At 55.9% G+C, this 21,088-nt stretch carries 20 protein-coding genes; 11 read left to right on the forward strand and 9 right to left on the reverse strand.

The window, feature by feature from the left end; translation table 11 throughout:
* Both mepM and lpxM read left to right on the forward strand, forming a co-directional pair.
* Nucleotides 1-1,320: a murein DD-endopeptidase MepM gene (gene mepM / locus AC1VYI_RS10465; RefSeq protein WP_023312231.1), complete on the forward strand. Its 1,320-nt coding sequence runs from the start codon at nt 1-3 to the stop codon at nt 1,318-1,320.
* 121 nt (nt 1,321-1,441) lie between these two features.
* Entirely contained in the window at nt 1,442-2,413 is a 972-nt protein-coding gene (gene lpxM, locus AC1VYI_RS10470) for a lauroyl-Kdo(2)-lipid IV(A) myristoyltransferase (protein ID WP_023312230.1), read from the forward strand.
* Between the two features lie 45 nt (nt 2,414-2,458).
* On the opposite strand, the gene pyk is transcribed toward lpxM, so the two are convergent.
* Together pyk and AC1VYI_RS10480 are read right to left on the reverse strand one after the other, a co-directional pair.
* Nucleotides 2,459-3,901, reverse strand: a complete 1,443-nt coding sequence (gene pyk / locus AC1VYI_RS10475; protein WP_134866063.1) for a pyruvate kinase — start codon at nt 3,899-3,901, stop codon at nt 2,459-2,461.
* Nucleotides 3,902-4,041: 140 nt separating this feature from the next.
* A complete protein-coding gene (locus AC1VYI_RS10480) occupies nt 4,042-4,911 on the reverse strand; it encodes a MurR/RpiR family transcriptional regulator (RefSeq protein WP_023312229.1) in 870 nt (289 codons plus the stop codon).
* 356 nt (nt 4,912-5,267) lie between these two features.
* Between AC1VYI_RS10480 and zwf the strand changes: the two genes are divergently transcribed.
* The 3 genes from zwf (at nt 5,268) to kdgA (ending at nt 9,468) form a co-directional block, all read left to right on the forward strand.
* A complete protein-coding gene (gene zwf, locus AC1VYI_RS10485; RefSeq protein ID WP_482880620.1) occupies nt 5,268-6,743 on the forward strand; it encodes a glucose-6-phosphate dehydrogenase in 1,476 nt (491 codons plus the stop codon).
* Nucleotides 6,744-6,975: 232 nt separating this feature from the next.
* On the forward strand, nt 6,976-8,787 hold the full coding sequence (gene edd, locus AC1VYI_RS10490) for a phosphogluconate dehydratase (RefSeq protein WP_134866064.1): 1,812 nt from the start codon (nt 6,976-6,978) through the stop codon (nt 8,785-8,787).
* Nucleotides 8,788-8,826: 39 nt separating this feature from the next.
* Nucleotides 8,827-9,468, forward strand: coding sequence for a bifunctional 4-hydroxy-2-oxoglutarate aldolase/2-dehydro-3-deoxy-phosphogluconate aldolase (gene kdgA, locus AC1VYI_RS10495; protein ID WP_014884307.1), 642 nt, complete (start codon nt 8,827-8,829; stop codon nt 9,466-9,468).
* Between the two features lie 41 nt (nt 9,469-9,509).
* Here kdgA and purT read toward each other — a convergent pair whose 3' ends face one another.
* On the reverse strand, nt 9,510-10,688 hold the full coding sequence (gene purT, locus AC1VYI_RS10500; protein ID WP_023312226.1) for a formate-dependent phosphoribosylglycinamide formyltransferase: 1,179 nt from the start codon (nt 10,686-10,688) through the stop codon (nt 9,510-9,512).
* A gap of 170 nt (nt 10,689-10,858) precedes the next feature.
* Here purT and AC1VYI_RS10505 point away from each other — a divergent pair, with 170 nt between their 5' ends.
* Together AC1VYI_RS10505 and ptrB are read left to right on the forward strand one after the other, a co-directional pair.
* Entirely contained in the window at nt 10,859-11,506 is a 648-nt protein-coding gene (locus AC1VYI_RS10505) for a tellurite resistance TerB family protein (RefSeq protein ID WP_023312225.1), read from the forward strand.
* An 85-nt stretch (nt 11,507-11,591) separates the two neighbouring features.
* Entirely contained in the window at nt 11,592-13,652 is a 2,061-nt protein-coding gene (ptrB, locus tag AC1VYI_RS10510) for an oligopeptidase B (RefSeq protein WP_226483971.1), read from the forward strand.
* On the opposite strand, the gene exoX is transcribed toward ptrB, so the two are convergent.
* The 3 genes from exoX to AC1VYI_RS10525 form a co-directional block, all read right to left on the reverse strand.
* Nucleotides 13,649-14,311 (reverse strand): exodeoxyribonuclease X, encoded by a 663-nt coding sequence (exoX, locus tag AC1VYI_RS10515; RefSeq protein ID WP_010432611.1) that lies wholly within the window; start codon nt 14,309-14,311, stop codon nt 13,649-13,651. The two genes, ptrB and exoX, sit on opposite strands and share 4 nt — an antisense overlap.
* A 24-nt stretch (nt 14,312-14,335) precedes the next feature.
* Nucleotides 14,336-14,986, reverse strand: coding sequence for a carbon-nitrogen hydrolase family protein (locus AC1VYI_RS10520; RefSeq protein WP_134866065.1), 651 nt, complete (start codon nt 14,984-14,986; stop codon nt 14,336-14,338).
* Between the two features lie 110 nt (nt 14,987-15,096).
* A complete protein-coding gene (locus AC1VYI_RS10525; RefSeq protein ID WP_013096102.1) occupies nt 15,097-15,327 on the reverse strand; it encodes a DNA polymerase III subunit theta in 231 nt (76 codons plus the stop codon).
* 136 nt (nt 15,328-15,463) lie between these two features.
* Between AC1VYI_RS10525 and yobA the strand changes: the two genes are divergently transcribed.
* From yobA to AC1VYI_RS10540, 3 genes are read left to right on the forward strand one after another with little or no spacing between them, the layout of a single operon-like run.
* Nucleotides 15,464-15,835 carry a CopC domain-containing protein YobA gene (gene yobA, locus AC1VYI_RS10530; RefSeq protein WP_045355979.1) on the forward strand — a complete coding sequence of 124 codons (372 nt, stop codon included), beginning with the start codon at nt 15,464-15,466 and terminating at the stop codon, nt 15,833-15,835.
* 1 nt (nt 15,836) lies between these two features.
* The gene (gene copD / locus AC1VYI_RS10535) at nt 15,837-16,706 is read left to right on the forward strand and encodes a copper homeostasis membrane protein CopD (RefSeq protein WP_134866066.1); all 870 of its coding nucleotides are present in this window, start codon (nt 15,837-15,839) and stop codon (nt 16,704-16,706) included.
* A gap of 16 nt (nt 16,707-16,722) precedes the next feature.
* Nucleotides 16,723-17,061: a YebY family protein gene (locus AC1VYI_RS10540; RefSeq protein WP_023312219.1), complete on the forward strand. Its 339-nt coding sequence runs from the start codon at nt 16,723-16,725 to the stop codon at nt 17,059-17,061.
* 407 nt (nt 17,062-17,468) lie between these two features.
* Here AC1VYI_RS10540 and AC1VYI_RS10545 read toward each other — a convergent pair whose 3' ends face one another.
* Complete coding sequence (locus tag AC1VYI_RS10545; RefSeq protein ID WP_226483961.1) at nt 17,469-18,410, reverse strand: VirK/YbjX family protein; 942 nt, start codon at nt 18,408-18,410, stop codon at nt 17,469-17,471.
* Between the two features lie 165 nt (nt 18,411-18,575).
* On the opposite strand from AC1VYI_RS10545, the gene pphA reads away from it, so the two are divergent.
* Complete coding sequence (pphA, locus tag AC1VYI_RS10550) at nt 18,576-19,220, forward strand: protein-serine/threonine phosphatase (protein WP_047173214.1); 645 nt, start codon at nt 18,576-18,578, stop codon at nt 19,218-19,220.
* A gap of 34 nt (nt 19,221-19,254) precedes the next feature.
* On the opposite strand, the gene AC1VYI_RS10555 is transcribed toward pphA, so the two are convergent.
* Complete coding sequence (locus AC1VYI_RS10555) at nt 19,255-19,494, reverse strand: YebV family protein (RefSeq protein ID WP_008500472.1); 240 nt, start codon at nt 19,492-19,494, stop codon at nt 19,255-19,257.
* 106 nt (nt 19,495-19,600) lie between these two features.
* Nucleotides 19,601-21,043: a 16S rRNA (cytosine(1407)-C(5))-methyltransferase RsmF gene (gene rsmF / locus AC1VYI_RS10560; protein ID WP_134866067.1), complete on the reverse strand. Its 1,443-nt coding sequence runs from the start codon at nt 21,041-21,043 to the stop codon at nt 19,601-19,603.
* Nucleotides 21,044-21,088 lie beyond the last annotated feature (45 nt).

Here is a 21,088-nt window from a genome sequence, read left to right on the forward strand (position 1 = left end):
GTGCAACAGATAGCCCGCTCTGTCGCCCTGGCATTTAACAATCTGCCACGACCCCACCGCGTTATGCTGGGGTCGCTTACAGTTCTCACCTTAGCGGTCGCCGTCTGGCGGCCCTATGTTTACCACCCGAGTTCTGCCCCTATCATTAAAACCATTGAGCTTGAAAAGAGCGAAATCCGTTCTTTGCTGCCTGAAGCCAGTGAGCCTATCGACCAGGCGGCTCAGGAAGATGAAGCTATCCCGCAGGATGAGCTGGACGATAAAACCGAGAACGAGGCGGGTATCCACGAATATGTTGTCTCTACCGGGGATACGCTGAGCAGCGTGCTGAACCAGTACGGCATCGACATGGGCAATATCAGCCAGCTGGCGGCTGCGGATAAAGATCTTCGCAACCTGAAAATCGGACAGCAGCTCTCCTGGACTTTAACGGCGGATGGCGATCTCCAGCGTCTGACCTGGGAAATGTCCCGCCGCGAAACCCGCACCTACGATCGCACTGCAAACGGTTTCAAGATGACCAGCGAAATGCAGAAGGGTGACTGGGTTAACAGCGTTCTGAAAGGCACCGTGGGCGCGAGCTTTGTCTCCAGCGCGCGCGATGCAGGCCTGACCAGCGCTGAAATCAGCTCGGTGATCAAAGCCATGCAGTGGCAGATGGATTTCCGCAAGCTGAAGAAGGGCGATGAGTTCTCCGTCCTGATGTCCCGCGAAATGCTGGACGGCAAGCGCGAGCAAAGCCAGCTGCTGGGCGTACGTCTGCGCTCCGAGGGCAAAGATTACTACGCGATTCGTGCCGAAGACGGCAAGTTCTATGACCGTACCGGTACGGGCCTTGCAAAAGGCTTCCTGCGCTTCCCGACGGCAAAACAGTTCCGCGTCTCCTCTAACTTTAACCCGCGTCGTCTGAACCCGGTAACCGGGCGCGTCGCGCCGCACCGTGGCGTTGACTTTGCCATGCCGCAGGGCACGCCGGTACTGGCGGTTGGAGATGGTGAAGTGGTGGTGGCCAAGCGTAGCGGTGCCGCCGGATATTATGTCGCGGTACGTCATGGCCGCACTTATACGACCCGCTACATGCACCTGCGTAAGCTGCTGGTCAAACCGGGCCAGAAGGTGAAGCGTGGTGACCGTATCGCGATCTCCGGCAATACCGGACGCTCTACCGGCCCGCACCTGCACTATGAAGTGTGGATCAACCAACAGGCCGTGAACCCGCTGACGGCGAAACTGCCGCGTACCGAAGGCCTGACAGGTAAAGATCGTACTGATTATCTGGCGCAGGTGAAAGAGGTGATGCCGCAGCTGAGCTTAAACTAAGCCCTCTGTTTTTGTTAAAAAAGCCGGCGCACACTGACGCCGGCTTTTTCTTTTGTGCGTGGACGACTGCCTCGCTACACTATCTGAATAAAATTTTGCGTCATCAGACCCTGGATCCAGCATGGAAACCAAAAAAAACAATATTGAATACATTCCTGAGTTTGAAAAATCCTTCCGCCATCCGCGCAACTGGGGCGCCTGGCTTGGTGTTTACGCCTTTGCGGGGATGGCGATGCTGCCTGCCTCTGTTCGCGATCCCGTTCTCGGTAAAATTGGCCGTCTGGCCGGGCGTTTGGGCAAGAGCGCCCGCCGCCGCGCGCAGATCAACCTTTACTACTGTTTTCCTGAGAAAAGCGACGCCGAGCGCGAGGCAATCATTGATGAGATGTATACCACCGCCCCGCAGGCAATGGCGATGATGGCTGAACTGGCGCTGAAAGGGCCGGATAAAATCGTCGATCGCGTTGACTGGAAAGGGCTGGACATCATCGAGGAGATGCGCCGCAACGACGAGAAAGTCATTTTCCTTGTCCCCCACGGCTGGGGTGTTGATATTCCGGCGATGCTGATGGCGTCTCAGGGCCAGAAAATGGCGGCGATGTTCCATAACCAGGGAAATAAAATCTACGATTTTGTCTGGAATACGGTGCGCCGTCGTTTTGGCGGACGTTTGCATGCGCGTAACGATGGCATTAAGCCCTTCATTCAGTCGGTGCGTCAGGGGTACTGGGGATACTATCTGCCGGATCAGGACCACGGCCCCGAGCACAGCGAGTTTGTCGATTTCTTTGCGACCTATAAAGCGACGCTCCCCGCGATTGGTCGCCTGATGAAAGTCTGTCGTGCCCGCGTGATCCCGCTGTTCCCAGTCTATGACGGCAAAACGCATCGCCTGAGTATTGAGGTTCGTCCGCCGATGGATGATCTGCTGACCGCAGACGACCACACCATCGCGCGTCGAATGAACGAAGAGGTGGAGATACTGGTGGGGCCGCATGCCGAACAGTATACGTGGATACTGAAGCTGCTTAAAACGCGGAAACCGGGTGAAACAGAGCCCTATAAACGTAAAGAGCTTTATCCGAGGAAATAAAAAAAGCCCTCTCCATCTGGAGAGGGCTTTTTAACACAGACGTTATTACTCGACGGTCATAACGCGCGTGGTGTTGGTTGAGCCGATGGTGCTCATCACGTCGCCCTGGGTCACAATGACGATATCACCGGATACCAGATAGCCTTTGTCGCGCAGCAGGTTTACGGCATCGTGCGCCGCAGCTACCCCGTCGTTGGTGCTGTCGAAGTGAACCGGCGTCACGCCGCGGTACAGCGCGGTCAGGTTCAGCGTACGTTCGTGACGGGACATGGCGAAGATCGGCAGACCAGAGCTGATACGAGAGGTCATCAGCGCGGTGCGGCCAGATTCGGTCATGGTGATGATCGCGGTAACGCCCTTCAGATGGTTTGCCGCGTACATCGCAGACATCGCTATCGCTTCTTCCACGTTGTCGAACTGCACGTCCAGACGGTGTTTAGAAACGTTAATGCTTGGGATCTTTTCAGCGCCCAGGCAGACGCGCGCCATGGCGGCCACGGTTTCTGCCGGATACTGGCCTGCAGCGGTTTCCGCAGAGAGCATCACCGCATCGGTACCGTCCAGCACGGCGTTAGCCACGTCCATAACTTCTGCACGGGTTGGCATTGGGTTGGTGATCATCGATTCCATCATCTGAGTGGCGGTGATCACCGCGCGGTTCAGCTGACGTGCGCGACGAATCAGCGCTTTCTGGATCCCTACCAGCTCAGGGTCGCCAATTTCCACGCCCAGGTCTCCACGCGCAACCATCACCACGTCGGATGCGAGGATCACATCGTCCATGGCATCCTGATCGCAAACGGCTTCCGCGCGTTCAACTTTCGCGACGATTTTAGCATCGCAGCCTGCATCACGAGCCAGGCGACGCGCATAGTTCAGATCTTCGCCGCAGCGCGGGAAGGAGACCGCCAGGTAGTCAACGCCGATCAGCGCGGCAGTGACGATGTCCGCTTTGTCTTTGTCGGTAAGCGCTTCTGCAGAGAGGCCGCCGCCCAGTTTGTTGATGCCTTTATTGTTGGAGAGCGGGCCGCCGACGGTGACTTCGGTGAACACTTTCATGCCCTGAACTTCCAGCACCTTCAGCTGTACGCGACCGTCGTCGAGCAGCAGGATATCGCCTGGCACAACGTCAGCCGGCAGGCCTTTATAGTCGATACCGACTTTCTCTTTATCGCCTTCGCCTTTGGCCAGGTTGGCATCCAGCAGGAATTTGTCGCCGATATTGAGGAAAACTTTACCCTCTTTAAAGGTCGATACGCGGATTTTTGGACCCTGCAAATCGCCGAGGATAGCAACGTGGCGGCCCAGTTTGGCTGCGATTTCACGCACTTTATCGGCACGTAACTTATGGTCTTCTGGCGTACCGTGAGAGAAGTTCATACGCACCACGTTGGCGCCGGCAGCGATAATTTTCTCAAGATTATTATCGCGATCGGTGGCCGGGCCTAAGGTGGTTACGATCTTGGTTCTGCGAAGCCTTCTGGACATGTAATACTCCGTTGACTGAAACAACTTTGGTGTTGCGTGAACATTGAATCGGCCTTCATCTGCTGCAAGGCAGCGGAGAGTGGACCGAATGCCGTAAATCGTTACATCGTAATTATTGGTTACGTCTTCGTTATCAACTATCAGGGAACATCGCTCTTTATAAGCAATTCTTTATCAAAACGCGATTCCTTCAGCGCTTCCTTGACCCGCTTCAAGTTATCCCGGAATTTTGCGCCCCGACGTAAGGTAAAACCGGTTGCCAGCACGTCAATCACGGTAAGCTGCGCCAGTCGGGAAACCATCGGCATATAAATGTCGGTGTCTTCCGGCACGTCGAGGGTGATCGCCAGCGTCGCCTCACGCGCCAGCGGCGTGCCTGCCGTGGTGAGGGCAATCACCATGGCATCGTTTTCACGGGCCAGCTGTGCCAGCTCTACCTGACTCTTGGTGCGGCCGGTGTGCGAAATCAGTACCACGACGTCATCTTCACTGCAATTCATACAGCTCATGCGTTGCAGCACAATGTCATCGGAATAAATAACCGGGACGTTAAAGCGGAAAAATTTGTTCATGGCGTCATGCGCCACGGCTGCCGACGACCCGAGACCAAAGAACGCAATCCGCTTGGCCTGGGTGAGCAAATCCACCGCGCGATTCACGGAACTCATGTCCAGAGACTGGCGCACGTGGTCAAGCGAAGCCATGGCCGATTCAAAAATTTTCGCGGTATAGGCATCAACGCTGTCGTCTTCATCCACATTACGATTAACATATGGGGTGCCGTTAGCCAGACTTTGTGCCAGATGCAGTTTAAAATCAGGAAAGCCGCGCGTTTCCAGGCTACGGCAAAAGCGATTGACCGTGGGTTCGCTAACACCCGCTTCCTGTGCCAGAGCGGCGATGCTTGAATGAATCGCCTGAGCGGGAGAGGCGAGAATGACCTCGGCCACTTTTCGCTCGGATTTGCTAAGGTGTTCCAGTTGAAACTGGATTTTTTCCAGCATGTTCATGTTAACAGGATGCTCATGGGTGTAAACGATTTCATAAATTGATGAAACCGTGATTCGATTTAGCCGATATTACCCCTGTGGCTTCCATTAAGGGTAACAATCGACAAGATAATGTTGTTGTTTTTTTTCATTACTTGATCGGTGTCGGGTTTTGCTGTGACCCTGTTGCGCAAAGAAACGACGATTGTTGCGTCATTACGCCGTCGTAATCACCCAGATGGTGAAAAATCGCGGTATCGCACGCGACGATAAGCGCTAATGGTTTCGGGAATGACGTAAAAGCAGTACAGTGCATTGTAATAAAATTACAACGATACCTGGCAGAAGTACCAGGTGATCCAACTGAGGAGAATGACATGGCGGTAACGCAAACAGCCCAGGCATGTGACCTGGTCATTTTCGGCGCGAAAGGCGACCTTGCACGCCGAAAATTGCTGCCTTCCCTGTATCAACTGGAGAAAGCGGGCCAAATTCATCCGGATACCCGTATCCTGGGTGTCGGGCGCGCTGACTGGGACAAGGACGCTTATACCAAAGTCGTCCGCGAGGCGCTCGAAACTTTCATGAAAGAAAAAATTGATGAAAGTTTGTGGGATACCCTGAGTGGACGCCTCGATTTCTGCAACCTGGACGTCAACGACGTCAGCGCGTTTACCCGCTTAGGCGCGATGCTGGATCAGAAAAACCGTGTCACCATTAACTATTTCGCCATGCCGCCAAGCACCTTCGGCGCCATCTGCAAAGGTCTGGGCGAAGCCAAACTGAACGCCAAACCGGCGCGCGTCGTGATGGAGAAGCCGCTGGGTACGTCGCTGGCAACCTCGCGTGAAATCAACGACCAGGTTGGCGAGTTCTTTGAAGAGTGCCAGGTCTACCGCATTGACCACTATCTCGGTAAAGAGACCGTTCTGAACCTGCTGGCGCTGCGTTTCGCTAACTCCCTGTTTGTGAATAACTGGGACAACCGCACTATCGACCACGTGGAAATCACCGTGGCGGAAGAGGTGGGGATTGAAGGTCGCTGGGGTTACTTTGACCAGGCCGGCCAGATGCGCGACATGATCCAGAACCACCTGCTGCAAATTCTGTGCATGATTGCCATGTCTCCACCGTCTGACCTGACGGCTGACAGCATCCGTGACGCAAAAGTGAAAGTGCTGAAGTCACTGCGCCGCATCGACCGCTCCAACGTGCGTGAGAAGACCGTCCGCGGTCAGTACACCGCCGGGTTTGCGCAAGGCAATAAAGTGCCGGGCTACCTGGAAGAAGAGGGCGCGAACAAGTCCAGCAACACCGAGACGTTCGTGGCGATCCGCGTGGATATCGACGACTGGCGTTGGGCGGGCGTTCCGTTCTACCTGCGCACCGGTAAACGTCTGCCGGCCAAATGTTCCGAAGTGGTTGTTTACTTCAAAAACCCGGAACTGAACCTGTTCAAAGAGTCCTGGCAGGAACTGCCGCAGAACAAGTTGACCATTCGTCTGCAGCCGGACGAAGGGGTGGATATCCAGATCCTGAACAAAGTGCCGGGGCTGGATCATAAACACAACCTGCAGACCACCAAGCTGGATCTGAGCTACTCCGAAACCTTCAACCAGACGCACCTGGCCGATGCTTACGAGCGTCTGCTGCTGGAAACCATGCGCGGTATCCAGGCGCTGTTCGTGCGTCGCGACGAAGTGGAAGAGGCGTGGAAATGGGTCGACTCCATCACCGAAGCCTGGGCTGCCGATCAGGATGCGCCAAAACCGTATCAGGCGGGAACCTGGGGACCTGTCGCGTCGGTGGCGATGATCACCCGCGATGGCCGCTCCTGGAACGAGTTTGAGTAAGATAATCCTCTAGCTCGAAAGTGTTATTTTACCGGTAACATGATCTAACACAGCTAGTGGCACAATTTTCAACTTTTAAGCTCCGCGTGGATTCACCCGCGGAGCTTTTTTTATTACACTGCCGGAAGTGATTTTGCCCCTGAGCTCCGGACAGCAAGCGTTTCAGCGTTGTTAACAACTGCCAGCGACTTTGTAAACTCCCGAGCCGGACAGATAATTTAGAGGAGCTTTTATGAATCCGACATTGTTACGCGTAACACAGCGCATTATCGAGCGCTCGAAAGAGACCCGTTCGGCCTACCTCGCCCGGATTGAACAGGCAAAGAGCAGCACCGTCCACCGATCTCAGCTGGCCTGCGGGAACCTGGCGCACGGCTTCGCCGCCTGCCAGCCTGATGATAAAGCGTCGCTGAAAAGCATGTTGCGTAACAATATCGCCATTATTACCTCCTATAACGATATGCTTTCCGCCCATCAGCCCTATGAGGTCTATCCCACTATCATCCGTAACGCGCTGCACAGCGTGAATGCGGTGGGCCAGGTGGCGGGCGGCGTACCTGCCATGTGCGACGGCGTGACGCAGGGGCAGGACGGCATGGAGCTGTCCCTGCTGAGCCGCGAAGTGATTGCGATGTCTGCCGCGGTGGGCCTGTCACACAATATGTTTGATGGCGCGCTGTACCTCGGCGTGTGCGACAAGATTGTCCCGGGCCTGGTGATGGCGGCGCTGTCGTTTGGGCATCTGCCTGCGATCTTCGTCCCGTCCGGCCCAATGGCGAGCGGTCTGCCGAACAAAGAAAAAGTGCGTATTCGCCAGCTGTACGCGGAAGGAAAAGCAGACCGTCAGGCGCTGCTGGAGGCGGAAGCTGCGTCCTATCATGCGCCGGGGACCTGTACCTTCTACGGTACGGCTAACACTAACCAGATGGTGGTGGAGTTTATGGGGATGCAGCTTCCGGGCTCGTCCTTCATCCAGCCGGATGCACCGCTGCGCAAGGCGCTGACCGAGGCCGCGGCCCGTCAGGTCACGCGTATGACCGGCAACGGCAACGAATGGATGCCGATGGGTAAAATGGTTGACGAAAAAGTCATTGTTAACGGTATTGTCGCGCTGCTGGCAACCGGGGGCTCAACTAACCACACCATGCATCTGGTGGCCATGGCGCGTGCGGCGGGCATTCTGATTAACTGGGATGACTTCTCCGAGATCTCTTGTGTAGTGCCGCTGATGGCGCGCCTGTACCCGAACGGTCCGGCGGATATTAACCACTTCCAGGCTGCAGGCGGCGTACCGCTGCTGATGCGCGAGCTGCTGAAAGGCGGACTGCTGCATGAAGACGTAAATACCGTGGCTGGCTTTGGCCTTCAGCGCTACACCCAGGAGCCGTGGCTGAACAACGGCGAGCTGGACTGGCGTGAAGGGGCGAGCGCGTCCCTTGATGCGCAGGTGATTGCCACTATCGACAAACCGTTCTCTCCTCATGGCGGCACCAAAGTGCTGAGCGGCAACCTCGGTCGCGCGGTAATGAAGACCTCTGCCGTACCGGAAGAAAACCAGGTTATCGAAGCGCCGGCGGTGGTATTTGAAAGCCAGCACGACGTATTACCCGCCTTTGACGCCGGTCTGCTTGATAAAGACTGCGTGGTGGTGGTGCGTCACCAGGGGCCTAAAGCTAACGGGATGCCAGAATTACATAAACTTATGCCACCACTTGGTGTATTATTGGACCGCCGTTTCAAAATTGCGTTAGTAACCGATGGACGCCTCTCCGGGGCATCCGGTAAAGTGCCTTCAGCCATCCACGTGACGCCGGAAGCCTACGACGGCGGTTTACTGGCGAAAGTACGCGATGGTGACATGATCCGCGTGAACGGCCAGACGGGCGAGTTAACCCTGCTGGTCGATGACGCCGAGCTGGCTGCACGTCAGCCCCATATTCCTGACCTGAGCGCATCGCGCGTGGGGACCGGACGCGAAATGTTCAGCGCGCTGCGTGAGAAACTCTCCGGTGCGGAGCAGGGCGCAACCTGTATTACGTTTTAAGACGACTTGATTTTAACGATCTGGCGAGAGAAAACTCTGATGAAAAACTGGAAAACAAGTGCAGAAGCAATCCTGACCACTGGCCCTGTCGTGCCGGTTATCGTGGTAAACAAGCTGGAGCACGCTGTACCGATGGCGAAAGCGCTGGTTGCGGGCGGCGTTCGCGTTCTGGAAGTGACCCTGCGCACCGCCTGCGCGATGGATGCTATCCGCGCTATCGCCAAAGAAGTGCCGGACGCCATCATCGGTGCGGGTACCGTTCTCAACGCGCAGCAGCTGGCGGAAGTGACCGAAGCGGGCGCGCAGTTCGCCATCAGCCCTGGCCTGACCGAGCCGCTGCTGAAAGCCGCCACCGAAGGTACCATTCCGCTGATCCCTGGCATCAGCACCGTCTCTGAACTGATGCTGGGCATGGACTACGGTCTGAAAGAGTTTAAATTCTTCCCGGCTGAAGCGAACGGCGGCACCAAAGCGCTGCAGGCGATTGCGGGTCCATTCTCTCAGGTGCGCTTCTGCCCGACGGGCGGTATCTCTCCTGCCAACTACCGTGACTACCTGGCGCTGAAAAGCGTGCTTTGCATCGGCGGTTCATGGCTGGTTCCGGCGGATGCGCTGGAAGCGGGCGACTGGGATCGCATCACCAAACTGGCTCGCGAAGCGGTTGAAGGTGCGAAGCAGTAAGCCACTCGCCGCATGAAAAACGGGCCTTACGGCCCGTTTTTTTATCCTGCAACCTTGACGTTCGCAGCGGCCGCTTTCGCTCTCGCCACGGCGTCGTCAACGTTATCCCCGGTGGCTAATGCCACGCCAAGACGGCGGGTTCCGTCGATCTCCGGCTTGCCGAACAGACGTACCTGCAATCCTGCACCCACCGCCCCGTCGACGTTATCAAACGTGACGTTCTGGCTGGTTAACTGCGGCAGGATCACCGCCGAGGCGGCCGGGCCATACTGACGAACACCGCCGACGGGCAGGCCGAGGAACGCGCGCACGTGCAGGGCGAACTCGGAGAGATCCTGCGAAATCAGCGTGACCATGCCGGTGTCATGCGGGCGAGGGGAGACTTCGCTGAAAATCACCTCATCACCGCACACAAACAGCTCCACGCCGAACAGGCCATAGCCGCCCAGCGCCAGGACGGTTTTACGGGCGATCTCCTGAGCACGCTCCAGCGCCAGGGTGCTCATCTGCTGCGGCTGCCAGGATTCGCGGTAATCGCCATCCTCCTGACGGTGGCCAATCGGGTCGCAGAAATGGACGCCGTCAACGGCGCTGACGGTCAGCAGGGTGATTTCGAAATCAAACTTCACGACGCCTTCGACGATTACGCGACCGGCTCCGGCACGGCCGCCCTGCTGGGCATAATCCCACGCGTTATCCAGGGTGCCGCTGTCGCGAATAAAGCTCTGCCCTTTTCCGGAGGAGCTCATCACCGGCTTAACGATGCACGGGTAGCCAATCTCCTCAACGGCCTGCATGAACGCGGCCTTATCGCCAGCAAAACGGTAGCTCGAGGTGGGCAATCCCAGCTCTTCCGCCGCCAGGCGACGAATGCCTTCGCGGTTCATGGTCAGCTTTGCGGCTTTCGCACAGGGCACTACGCGCTGGCCTTCCTGCTCCAGGGCGATCAGCGTATCGGTGGCGATGGCCTCAATTTCCGGCACGACAAAATCGGGTTTTTCGCGCGTAATCAGCTCACGAAGGGCATCGCCATCCAGCATGTTAATCACATAAGAACGATGGGCGACATGCATGGCGGGTGCGTCGGCGTAACGGTCTACGGCAATGACTTCCACACCTAAACGCTGGCACTCAATGGCGACCTCTTTTCCCAGCTCGCCCGATCCCAACAGCATCACTCGCGTCGCCGCAGGTCGCAGCGCAGTTCCTAAACGAATCATAACAATCCCCCTGAAAAAGTTGCGCGCAGTATAAACGAAAACGTTTGCGTCTGTCTTGCGCAGGGATAAACGCGAGGGCAGAAATTTGCGCTTCTTTAGCCCGACCAGACATTTCCTGACGCCCGCTCGCTTACGCTGTGGAACATGTTCACCGTTAAGTGAGGGAAACCATGTCTGGCTGGTTAAATCAATTGCAATCCCTGTTAGGGCAGAAAACATCGTCTGGCGAACGGGACCTCAGCAAACTGCTGGTACCCGGGGCGCTCGGCGGGCTGGCAGGCCTGCTGGTCGCGAATAAATCCTCACGCAAGCTGCTGGCAAAGTATGGTACAGGCGCGCTGCTGGCCGGCGGCGGCGCCATCGCGGGCACCGTGCTGTGGAATAAATACAAGGACAGGGTACGGACCGCGCACAGCGATGAACCGCATTACGGCGAGCACACCTCGCCGCTGGATCTGCGTACCGAACGGCTCATTCTTGCGCTGGTCTTTGCCGCGAAAAGCGACGGGCATATTGACGATAAGGAACGATCGGCGATCGAGCAGCAGCTGCGCGAGGCCGGTGTTGAAGAGAAGGGAAGAGTGCTGGTGGCGCAGGCGATAGAACAGCCGCTCGAGCCGCAGCGTCTTGCGCAAAGTGTGAAAAATGAGGAAGAGGCGCTGGAGCTTTATTTCCTCAGCTGCGCCGCCATCGATATCGATCACTTTATGGAGCGCAGCTACCTTAACGCTCTGGGCGATGCGTTAAAGATCCCTCAGGACGTGCGCGAGGGTATTGAGCGGGATATCCGGGAGCAAAAACAGGCGTTACAGGGATAGCCGTCGCCGTCGCGACGCTGTTTCGCTTGCATCATGCGTGGGTTTTGCCAACCTTATAGGGTGTAAAACTTAAAAGAATGATGACATGCCACCGAAAGCCCGACGTACTCCTTATGCGATCACCACGCATGGCGATACGCGTATAGACAACTATTACTGGCTGCGGGACGATTCTCGCTCCCGGCCAGAGGTACTCGACTACCTGCACGAGGAAAACGACTATGGCCGCAAGGTCATGTCCAGCCAGCAGACGCTTCAGGACCAGCTGCTGAAAGAAATGGTGCAGCGTATTCCCCAGCGCGATATCTCCGCGCCCTGGACCAAAAACGGCTATCGCTATCGCCATATTTACGAGCCCGGCAATGAGTATCCCATCTACCAGCGTCAGTCGGTGTTAAGCGCCGAATGGGATGAGTGGGATATTCTGCTCGATGCCAACCAGCGGGCCGCCCATAGCGAGTTTTATACCCTGGGCGGCATGTCCATTTCCCCTGACAACGCGGTGATGGCGCTGGCGGAGGATTATCTCTCCCGCCGCCAGTACGGCCTGCGGTTTCGCAATCTGGAGACCGGCAACTGGTATCCGGAAATGCTGGAAAATGTCTCCCCGGATTTTGTCTGGGCGAATGATTCCGAGACGGTCTACTACGTCAAAAAGCACGCGTCGACGCTGCTGCCTTACCAGGTGTGGCGACATACCGTGGGAACAGACTCCGCTGACGACGAGCTGGTTTATGAAGAGAAAGACGAAACGTTCTATGTCAGCCTGCATAAAACCTCCTCACGCCACTATGTGATTATCTTCCTTGCCAGCGCGACGACGTCGGAAGTTCTGCTGCTGGATGCCGAACTGCCCGATGCCCAGCCGCTCTGTTTCCTGCCGCGCCGTAAGGATCACGAGTACAGCCTGGATCACTTCCAGCACAGCTTTTATCTGCGCTCCAATCGCGAGGGCAAAAACTTTGGTCTCTATAAAACCAAAGTGCGCGATGAGCGCAAGTGGGAGGTGCTTATCCCCGCGCGGGATCAGGTGATGCTGGAAGGGTTCACCCTGTTTACCGACTGGCTGGTGGTGGAAGAGCGTCAGCGCGGGCTGACCAGTATCCGGCAAATCAACCGTAAAACCCGGGAAGTGGTGGGGATTGCGTTTGATGACCCGGCCTACGTGACGTGGATTGGGTTCAACCCTGAACCCGAATCGTCGCGGTTGCGCTACGGCTACTCCTCCATGACCACGCCGGACACCCTGTTTGAGCTGGATATGGATACCGGGCAGCGCCAGGTGATTAAACAGACCGAGGTAAAAGGTTTTGAGTCCGAAAACTACCGCAGCGAGCATCTGTGGGTCACCGCCCGTGATGGTGTGGAGGTGCCGGTCTCGCTGGTCTATCACAAAGGCCATTTCCAGAAAGGCAAAAACCCGATCCTGGTGTACGGCTACGGCTCGTATGGCTCAAGCATGGATGCCGATTTCAGCAGCAGCCGGTTAAGCCTGCTCGATCGCGGCTTTGTTTTCGCCATCGCCCATATTCGCGGCGGCGGTGAGCTGGGCCAGAACTGGTATGAAGACGGGAAATTCCTGAAAAAGAAAAACACCTTCAATGACTACCTCGACGTCTGCGATGCGCTGATTGAGCAGGGCTACGGCGCTCCGCAGCTCTGCTTTGGGATGGGGGGCAGCGCGGGCGGCATGCTAATGGGGGCGGCGATCAACCAGCGTCCCGACCGTTTTAAGGGGATTGTCGCACAGGTACCGTTTGTCGATGTGGTCACGACCATGCTCGATGAATCCATTCCTCTTACCACCGGGGAGTTTGAGGAGTGGGGGAATCCGCAGGATGAGATGTACTACCGCTATATGAAAGAGTACAGCCCGTACGATAACGTTGAGGCGAAAGCCTACCCGCACATGCTGGTCACCACCGGTTTGCATGATTCTCAGGTGCAGTACTGGGAGCCGGCAAAATGGGTGGCAAAGCTGCGGGAGCTGAAAACCGATGACAATCTGCTGCTGCTGTGTACCGATATGGATTCCGGACACGGAGGGAAATCAGGGCGATTTAAATCGTACGAAGGCGTTGCCCTGGAATATGCCTTTTTAATAGGCCTGGCGCAGGAAACGCTGCCAGGCCGTGCGGAGCGTTAAGCGTCGCCCAGATAATGTTTCAGCGTTAAGCGCAGTTCCGGGCTCATTCTGTCGAGGTTGTTATACAGCCAGCGCAAATAGCCCGGGTCTTTATCCGCCACCTCGGACACCGGCTTCCCGCGATATTTACCAAAGGTAAACGTGGTCAGCAGCGCGGGACGTCCGGTGATCGTCGCCATGTCATCCGGCGTCCAGCCAGAAATATTCATAATATCAATCAGCAGCGCGGCGGTGATATAGCAGTCATACAGGGCGCGGTGATGGTGAAGCCCCTCAGGGGTACGAACGCTGAGCTTGCGTGACTTGTACAGCGCCATATTGCTGTATTTAATCCCCGGCCACAGACGACGCGCCAGCTTCATGGTGCAAATCCATTCCCCCGGCATTTCAGGCAACACCCGGCGGTCAAAGCTGGCGTTATGCGCGACGTACCACGGGCTACCGTAGTAGTGAGGGATGATCTCTTCGATCCACGGCTTATCCGCCACCATCGATTCGGTAATGCGATGGATAGCCATCGCCTGGGGGCTGATGGGGCGATCGGGACGCACCAGATGGCTCATGGGGTTGACGATTTTACCATCAACCACGTCGACAGAGGCCACTTCCACTATTCCGCCCTGAAGATCGCAAGTTTCGGTATCGATGACGCGCAGCATTGAAAACTCCTGAGCTTAAAACGCCTAGCCTAAAGGAATGATATCGCCTTGCCAACCCTCTCCGCCGAGCGTGCCGGTCACCAGAAGCTCGCCCTTATCCGCGCGCACGACCAGCTGGCCTTTTTCATCCCACAGCGCGCTGCCGCCGCAGGCGTTCGCCATCAGCACCGCAATGGCATATTTATGCGCGAAGCGCTGCAGGTTACTGATGGACTGCCGCCAGCGATTATCCCCCACCGACTGGCAGCTGGTAACAAGCGTTGCCCGGGGATCGAGATTGGGCGAATCGGGATGTGCATCAAGGATGCTAAGGTGTCTATCCCCCGGCACCAGGCTCGCTCCGCGCCCTTGAGGATAGCGCAAAATGCGATGGCGAGCGGGCGAAAACAGCACAAGGCCTTTCTGGCGCTGGCCATTCTGTTCCAGGGGGAGCCCGGCAATAACGGTAATCTGGTGTAGATGTGCCGCGTTGAGCAGCGGCTCCAGCTGCGCGTCATCGGGCGGAGGAGGTAACGTCGGCGCGCCAGAGCCCGTTAATGAGAGTTCAGGGAAAACCAGCAGCTCGCACCGCTGCCGCGCTGCTTCGGCGATGAAGCGCAGGTGGTGCGTAACATGGTCATCTACGGTCTGATGCAGCCCGCCATACTGGGCTGCCGCTATATTCCAATGTGACATCGTGACTTCCTTATACACTGAGTCGCAGAGATTTAAGAATAGACCCATATTTATCAGGGTTTTCTTATCCTGCCAGATTACGCGTAAGGAAGTGTAACGACTCGTTAAGCTTATTTAACTTTAGGCTCGTACGGTAAACGGGAGAGATTGACCGAGGCAAGACGGTGGGCGATGAGTCTTTCGCGGAACCAGTCGCGCAGATGGGCGGGCTGTTCCCGTTCCACGACTTCAGCCACGATGGGCATGTTGTAACGCTCTTTGAACGCGACGCCAGCGGCAGCGAGATCGACATTCACTTTATCCATCTCGTCCTGCGGAAGGGCGGCCAGATTGATCTTCATTACCTTCTCCTTTTTATGCGGCGGCAACGTTACCGCGATTGCACGATGATGACAAGCGGAGGCAGGATGATCCTCGACTCGTTTATTATACAGCGTTATTCTTTAGCATACAGACATAACAAAAAGGAATGATTGGATGGGTTTCTCCGCTTCCCGCGCAGTATGCGCACTGGTTTTTGTGGCCTCGACAATGATGACGCCCTCCGTGCTTGCACATGCGCATCTTAACCAGCAGGTCCCGGCAGCAGACAGCGTGGTGACCGCACCTCAGGCACTTACGCTGAATTTTTCGGAAGGTATCGAACCTGGTTTTAGCGGTGTGGTGGTAACGGATGCGCAAAATCAGGTCATCAAAACGGGAACCGTTACGCGCGACGAAAAGAACAAAGCTCAGCTTACCGTGCCGCTGGAACAAACGCTGGCAGCGGGAACTTACCAGGTGGACTGGCACGTGGTCTCCGTAGACGGCCATAAAACCAAAGGCAGCTATCACTTTAGCGTGAAATAGCATGCTGGCGCTGTGTTATGTCGGGTTACGCTTTATCCATTTCGGGGCGCTGATGCTGGTGTTTGGCAATGCGCTTTATAGCGTCTGGTTTGCGCCTTCCTCTCTCCACCGTCTGCTGTCCCGGCGTTTTCAGTCGCAGCAGAAAGTGGCGGCCCTAGTGAGCCTGGCGGCTGCGGTCCTGATGTTTATGCTGCAGGGTGGATTGATGGGCAACGGCTGGGGAGATGTGTTTGCGCCACAGGTCTGGTTCAGCGTGATGGGAACCCGGTTTGGCGGCGTCTGGCTGTGGCAAATGATCCTCGCTGCGATAACTGTCAGTGCCGCATGGCTCGCGCCGCTGAGAGGTTCGCGTCTGCTGCTGCTCGCAATGGGCCAGCTTATCCTGCTGGCTGGGGTAGGTCACGCGGCGATGAACGACGGTCCGATGGGGGCGCTGCAGCGTCTTAATTATGCTTTTCACCTGGTCTGTGCCGCCACCTGGCTTGGCGGATTACTGCCCCTGCTGTTCTGCATGCGACTGGCGAAAGGGCGCTGGCAGAATGCCGCCATCTTTACCATGATGCGCTTCTCGCGCGTGGGGCATTACGCCGTTGCGGGCGTGCTGCTCTCCGGGGTAATAAATGCACTCATGATACTGGGCCTCGATATTCCCTGGCAGGCTGGCTACGTGCAGTTTTTGTTGTTCAAATGTGCGCTGGTGGCATTGATGGTGGTAATTGCGCTGGCAAATCGGTATTTTCTGGTGCCACGGTTTCGTCCGGAGAGCGGACGAGCACAACAGATTTTTATCAGGATGACACAGGCAGAAGTGGTGCTGGGAGCGCTGGTGCTGGCAACGGTCAGTCTGTTCGCCACCTGGGAAACCTTCTGACAAGGTTAAATATCATATGAAAAAGACAGTACTTTCTCTCATATTGCTGGCCTGTACAGGGAGCGCGTTTGCCGCACCGCAGGTCATCACCGTGAGCCGTTTCGAAGTGGGTAAGGACAAATGGGCGTTCAATCGCGAAGAAGTGATGCTGACCTGCCGTCCAGGCCATGCGCTGTATGTCATCAATCCGAGCACGCTGGTGCAATACCCCCTGAATGATACCGCAGAGCAGCAGGTAGCCAGCGGCAAGAGCAGCGGCCAGCCGATTAGCATTATTCAAATCGATGACCCGTCGCATCCGGGACAAAAAATGAGTCTGGCACCGTTTATCGAGCGCGCCGACAAGCTCTGCTAACGTTCGGGTTTCCAATAAAAAACCGCAGATGCTTGCGAAAGCACTGCGGTTTTTCACATTTAATGATGCTCTGGCGCTTTTTTTCCGACCGCTTTAGCTGTGGACTGGAAAACCTGGCGTCGTCATCTATTCTTAAAAGGCAAGGCGACTTAGCCTGCATTAATGCCAACTTTTAGCGCACGGCTCTCTCCCAAGAGCCATTTCCCTGGACCGAATACAGGAATCGTATTCGGTCTCTTTTTATCTGTATGAAAGTAAACGCGTAATCCCAACGCAATCTTTCTCATACAGTGCGTACATCCTGTACGTCCTGCTAAAACATAACACAACACAGCATGCCGAAGTCCAGCCCTTTTTGTCTGTTTTGTTAAATTTTCGTGTGCAGTCGGATAAAGCAAGAGCCATCGTTAAAAGCGGGACTTAACGGATGCCTCTATTTCATCAAGCAGCTCAAAGCGACGGCGGTATTCGGCACGTTTTTTACTGGCAATCTCTTCAAGAGATTTACGCTCCATTTGCAGCGGCAGCTGCCAGCAGAAGGCCGAAAGCTTTTTACCGTCCAGAGATGCCCAAAATTCATCATAGCTGGCGTGGAAATGGCGGCCTTTGCTCAGGCGATATCGCAACGCGCGGAAAACGTGCCCCTCGTCGCTGACGGCAAAAATCGCCCGGACAGATGACTGCGCAGCCAGCTGAAAAAGAACTTCCATCAACACGCGCTTAGGGAACAGGCCGTGACAGGCGCGGGTGGCCTGTTTAATGACGTCTCGCGATACGCAGCGACGGGGCCCCTGAAGCCCGCCAATGACCATGACTTGTTGACCGTTGCTGCGCGCGACGCTAAAGGTCAGGCTGGCCAGCAGCGTATCCTCGTTGTCGTGTAGCCACAGCGTGCTTTCTCCTTCGCGCTCGGCTTTTCCCGCAGAGGAAGCATTGACCGTATAGGTTACGCCGTCTTTAGCATCGAACTGCACAACGGTTTGCTCCTGCTGGCTCGTCAGGGCCTGAGCGAGGCCGTTCTCTTTCAGGCTATCAATCCAGTAGTAATGGTTGACGATAGCGTCGGCGCGATCGTTAGCCGTCAGGCCGCGCATCAGATATTGTCGGTGGGTCTTGCTGGGCAACGTAATTTGAGAGGCCAGCAGCCTGTCGAAATCGTCGCGACCCGAAAGGGCGTCCAGCATGCGATGGGTGGAGGACCAGAACAGAAGCGAGCGTAAAAGGAACTTCAGACGATATTCGCGTTTGCGCCAGATCGGACCCGGCACGCGTTTGCCGTTCACCAGCTCGGAAATAATATTTGTGCGATGCGGATAAAAAACATCGTTATGCAGGTGCGTATTAGACACGTGAAGACCCTCTTTTTTTATACCCTTATTCTAAAGAGCCAATAAAAAGGGATTAATAGCGCGAGGATCTTTATTTCTGTTTGGTTTACCGTTTGTTTGACTTCGTGATGACCGCGCCTGTCTGTTGCCTTTTCTGCGGCGGCTATACTGTTTAAAGGAGGTCCTATGTATCAGCGAATTGAAGGTGGGATGTGGCGTCACGTCTGGGTTGTCAGCGATATACACGGTTGTTACCAGTGGCTTATGGATGAGCTTAAACGCCGTCATTTTAACCCATATGAGGATTTACTTATTTCAGTCGGGGATGTGATCGATCGTGGCCCTGATAGCGTTAAATGCCTGCAGTTAATTCATGAAAAATGGTTTCGTGCCGTGCGTGGAAACCATGAGCAAATGGCTCTTGACAGTCTGGATAATAACGATTTTTCTCTCTGGACGATGAATGGTGGAATATGGTTTTCGCATCTTGAACGCGACCAGCAACAGCTTGCCCTGTCGTTGCTCGACGCCTGTCGCGATTTACCGCATATCATCGAGATAACCTGTGCGAACGGTCTGAATGTGATTGCCCATGCGGATTATCCGGCCGCGGAATACTGTTGGCAAAAACCGGTTAGCGCCCAGCGCGTCTTATGGAACCGCGACAGGCTGATGGGATTTATGGTGGGCAAAGGAGAGGGCATCAGCGGCGCGGATCATTTCTGGTTTGGGCATACGCCCCTCGACAGAAGATACGATTTTAATAATCTTCACTACATTGATACGGGGGCTGTGTTCGACGGTTACTTCACGCTGGCGCAGCTGCAGTAATAAATAACCCGCCTTCGGGCGGGTTCTCTTTAGGTCAGGCAAGACGCATGACCCAGGCATCGGTTTTACTATCGTAATGCTCACGGTAAAGGACAGAATGTTCGCCATCAAGTATTGCCGGGACGCTGGTGTCTGCATCCCATGCATCGAGCTGCATGCACAAATCCGGGTCGGATTTGCAGGGAATACTTAACGTTCGATCGCCTTGTGCTTCGCCGCGCAGCTCTGCGTCGTCGATCTCAAAAGCGCCAATACGCACGCTGGTTTTCGTCATAGTGCTCTCCGGGTCGGTTGTCAAAATCTGGTATGACCAGTGCGATCACCCATTTTTGATCGTAGACAAGGAGAGCAAAATCGCCAGTAAAAAAATGCGCTTTTTTTCAGGCTGTGCGATCGTTACCGGTAAACAGACGGCCATCCCGAACCAGCTCGCGCGGATAGCTGTTTTTCAGCCTTGAGCCGACTTTTTTTGCCAGCCCCAGCGGATATCCCTGATACGTTACGATCACTTCATCGCCTGACGGCGTGCTGTCCGGATAGACATCGCGGCCACGGTACCACTCTTCGGCTTCCTGATGCGTCAGGGCAAAGGTATTCCCGCATCCGGCAAGGGCGATAACGGCCTCATGCTGCCAGCGATAGCCTTTGTTATGCACTTCCGCCAGGCGGATCCCGATTCGCGAAAAACGGACCTTTCCGATGAGCGGCTCGATCTGTGCCGGGAACAGCCATATCTCTTTATCACGCATCCAGGGGTGCAGACTCTCATCCCAGACCAGCCCAACCTTTTTGGCGGCGGCTTCAAGCTGTGCTGCATCGCGACCTTTAAGGGGAGCAAACGGGAAGTTGCCGACCTTAAATTTAGGCGCGGGCAGGGGAGCAACCGCCTGCGTTTTACGCAGACGCGCCACAAAGAACCCTTCGCAGTCGTAAATCTGCGGGAACACGTGGAGGAAACCCTCCGGCGTGACCGCCTCCTGTGCCGAGGCGAACAGATCGTTAAGCGGCAGAAACTCCACGGCATCCGGGTAGTTCGCTTTCAGCCACAGGCAGACGTCTTCGTTTTCATCGCGGTTTAAGGTGCAAGTTGAATAGACCAGCGTGCCGCCGGGGCGCAACGCGTGAAATGCGCTCTCGATCAGCTCGCGCTGCGTGGCGGCGATCTCAAGGTTGCTTTCCACGGACCAGTTTTTTAACGCATCGGGATCTTTACGCACCACTCCTTCGCCGGAGCAGGGGGCGTCCAGCAGAATGGCATCGAAGGCTTCCGGTAAGGCGGCGCCAAACACGCGTCCGTCAAAGTGCGTCAGGGCAACATTATGAATACCGCAGCGGCTGATGTTGGCATGCAGCACCTTCACGCGGCTGGCGGAAAACTCGTTGGCGAGTATCGCCCCGTGGTTACCCATCCGGGCGGCAATTTGCGTGGTTTTTGAGCCGGGCGCTGCGGCAACATCCATCACGCGTTCAGGCGCATTGCCATCGGCGAACAGGGCGGCCACCGGCAGCATCGAGCTGGCTTCCTGAATATAGAACAGACCGCTCAGATGTTCAGCGGTACTGCCCAGCGGCAGCGAGGCTTCGTCATCGCGTTCGATCCAGAAACCCTCGGCGCACCACGGGACCGGCGTAAGCTGCCAGCCGTACGGCGAGACCAGCGCCAGAAAATCCTCGACGCTGATTTTCAGCGTGTTGACGCGAATACTTCGGCGTAACGGACGCTGGCAGGCGGCGATAAAATCGTCTAACGACAGGTGAGAGGGAAGCACCTCGCGCATCTGCGCCAGGAATTGTTCAGGAAGAAATACGGAGTTTTGAGCCACGGGCACACCACAGGGAAAAGTTCAGGTGCGCAGTGTAACATAAAG

It is taken from the genome of Enterobacter sp. QK-SA4, assembly GCF_056856775.1.

What these genes read in the sequence shown, in the direction of transcription:
- AC1VYI_RS10525 (WP_013096102.1), bottom strand. Translation starts at nt 15,327, where the DNA reads ATGAAGATCAATCTGGCCGCCCTTCCGCAGGACGAGATGGATAAAGTG.
- purT (WP_023312226.1), bottom strand. Translation starts at nt 10,688, where the DNA reads ATGATTCGTTTAGGAACTGCGCTGCGACCTGCGGCGACGCGAGTGATG.
- edd (WP_134866064.1), top strand. Translation starts at nt 6,976, where the DNA reads ATGAATCCGACATTGTTACGCGTAACACAGCGCATTATCGAGCGCTCG.
- lpxM (WP_023312230.1), top strand. Translation starts at nt 1,442, where the DNA reads ATGGAAACCAAAAAAAACAATATTGAATACATTCCTGAGTTTGAAAAA.
- AC1VYI_RS10555 (WP_008500472.1), bottom strand. Translation starts at nt 19,494, where the DNA reads ATGACGAAAACCAGCGTGCGTATTGGCGCTTTTGAGATCGACGACGCA.
- copD (WP_134866066.1), top strand. Translation starts at nt 15,837, where the DNA reads ATGCTGGCGCTGTGTTATGTCGGGTTACGCTTTATCCATTTCGGGGCG.
- pphA (WP_047173214.1), top strand. Translation starts at nt 18,576, where the DNA reads ATGTATCAGCGAATTGAAGGTGGGATGTGGCGTCACGTCTGGGTTGTC.
- AC1VYI_RS10540 (WP_023312219.1), top strand. Translation starts at nt 16,723, where the DNA reads ATGAAAAAGACAGTACTTTCTCTCATATTGCTGGCCTGTACAGGGAGC.
- exoX (WP_010432611.1), bottom strand. Translation starts at nt 14,311, where the DNA reads ATGCTGCGCGTCATCGATACCGAAACTTGCGATCTTCAGGGCGGAATA.
- AC1VYI_RS10480 (WP_023312229.1), bottom strand. Translation starts at nt 4,911, where the DNA reads ATGAACATGCTGGAAAAAATCCAGTTTCAACTGGAACACCTTAGCAAA.
- kdgA (WP_014884307.1), top strand. Translation starts at nt 8,827, where the DNA reads ATGAAAAACTGGAAAACAAGTGCAGAAGCAATCCTGACCACTGGCCCT.
- AC1VYI_RS10520 (WP_134866065.1), bottom strand. Translation starts at nt 14,986, where the DNA reads ATGTCACATTGGAATATAGCGGCAGCCCAGTATGGCGGGCTGCATCAG.
- AC1VYI_RS10505 (WP_023312225.1), top strand. Translation starts at nt 10,859, where the DNA reads ATGTCTGGCTGGTTAAATCAATTGCAATCCCTGTTAGGGCAGAAAACA.
- zwf (WP_482880620.1), top strand. Translation starts at nt 5,268, where the DNA reads ATGGCGGTAACGCAAACAGCCCAGGCATGTGACCTGGTCATTTTCGGC.
- ptrB (WP_226483971.1), top strand. Translation starts at nt 11,592, where the DNA reads ATGCCACCGAAAGCCCGACGTACTCCTTATGCGATCACCACGCATGGC.
- yobA (WP_045355979.1), top strand. Translation starts at nt 15,464, where the DNA reads ATGGGTTTCTCCGCTTCCCGCGCAGTATGCGCACTGGTTTTTGTGGCC.
- pyk (WP_134866063.1), bottom strand. Translation starts at nt 3,901, where the DNA reads ATGTCCAGAAGGCTTCGCAGAACCAAGATCGTAACCACCTTAGGCCCG.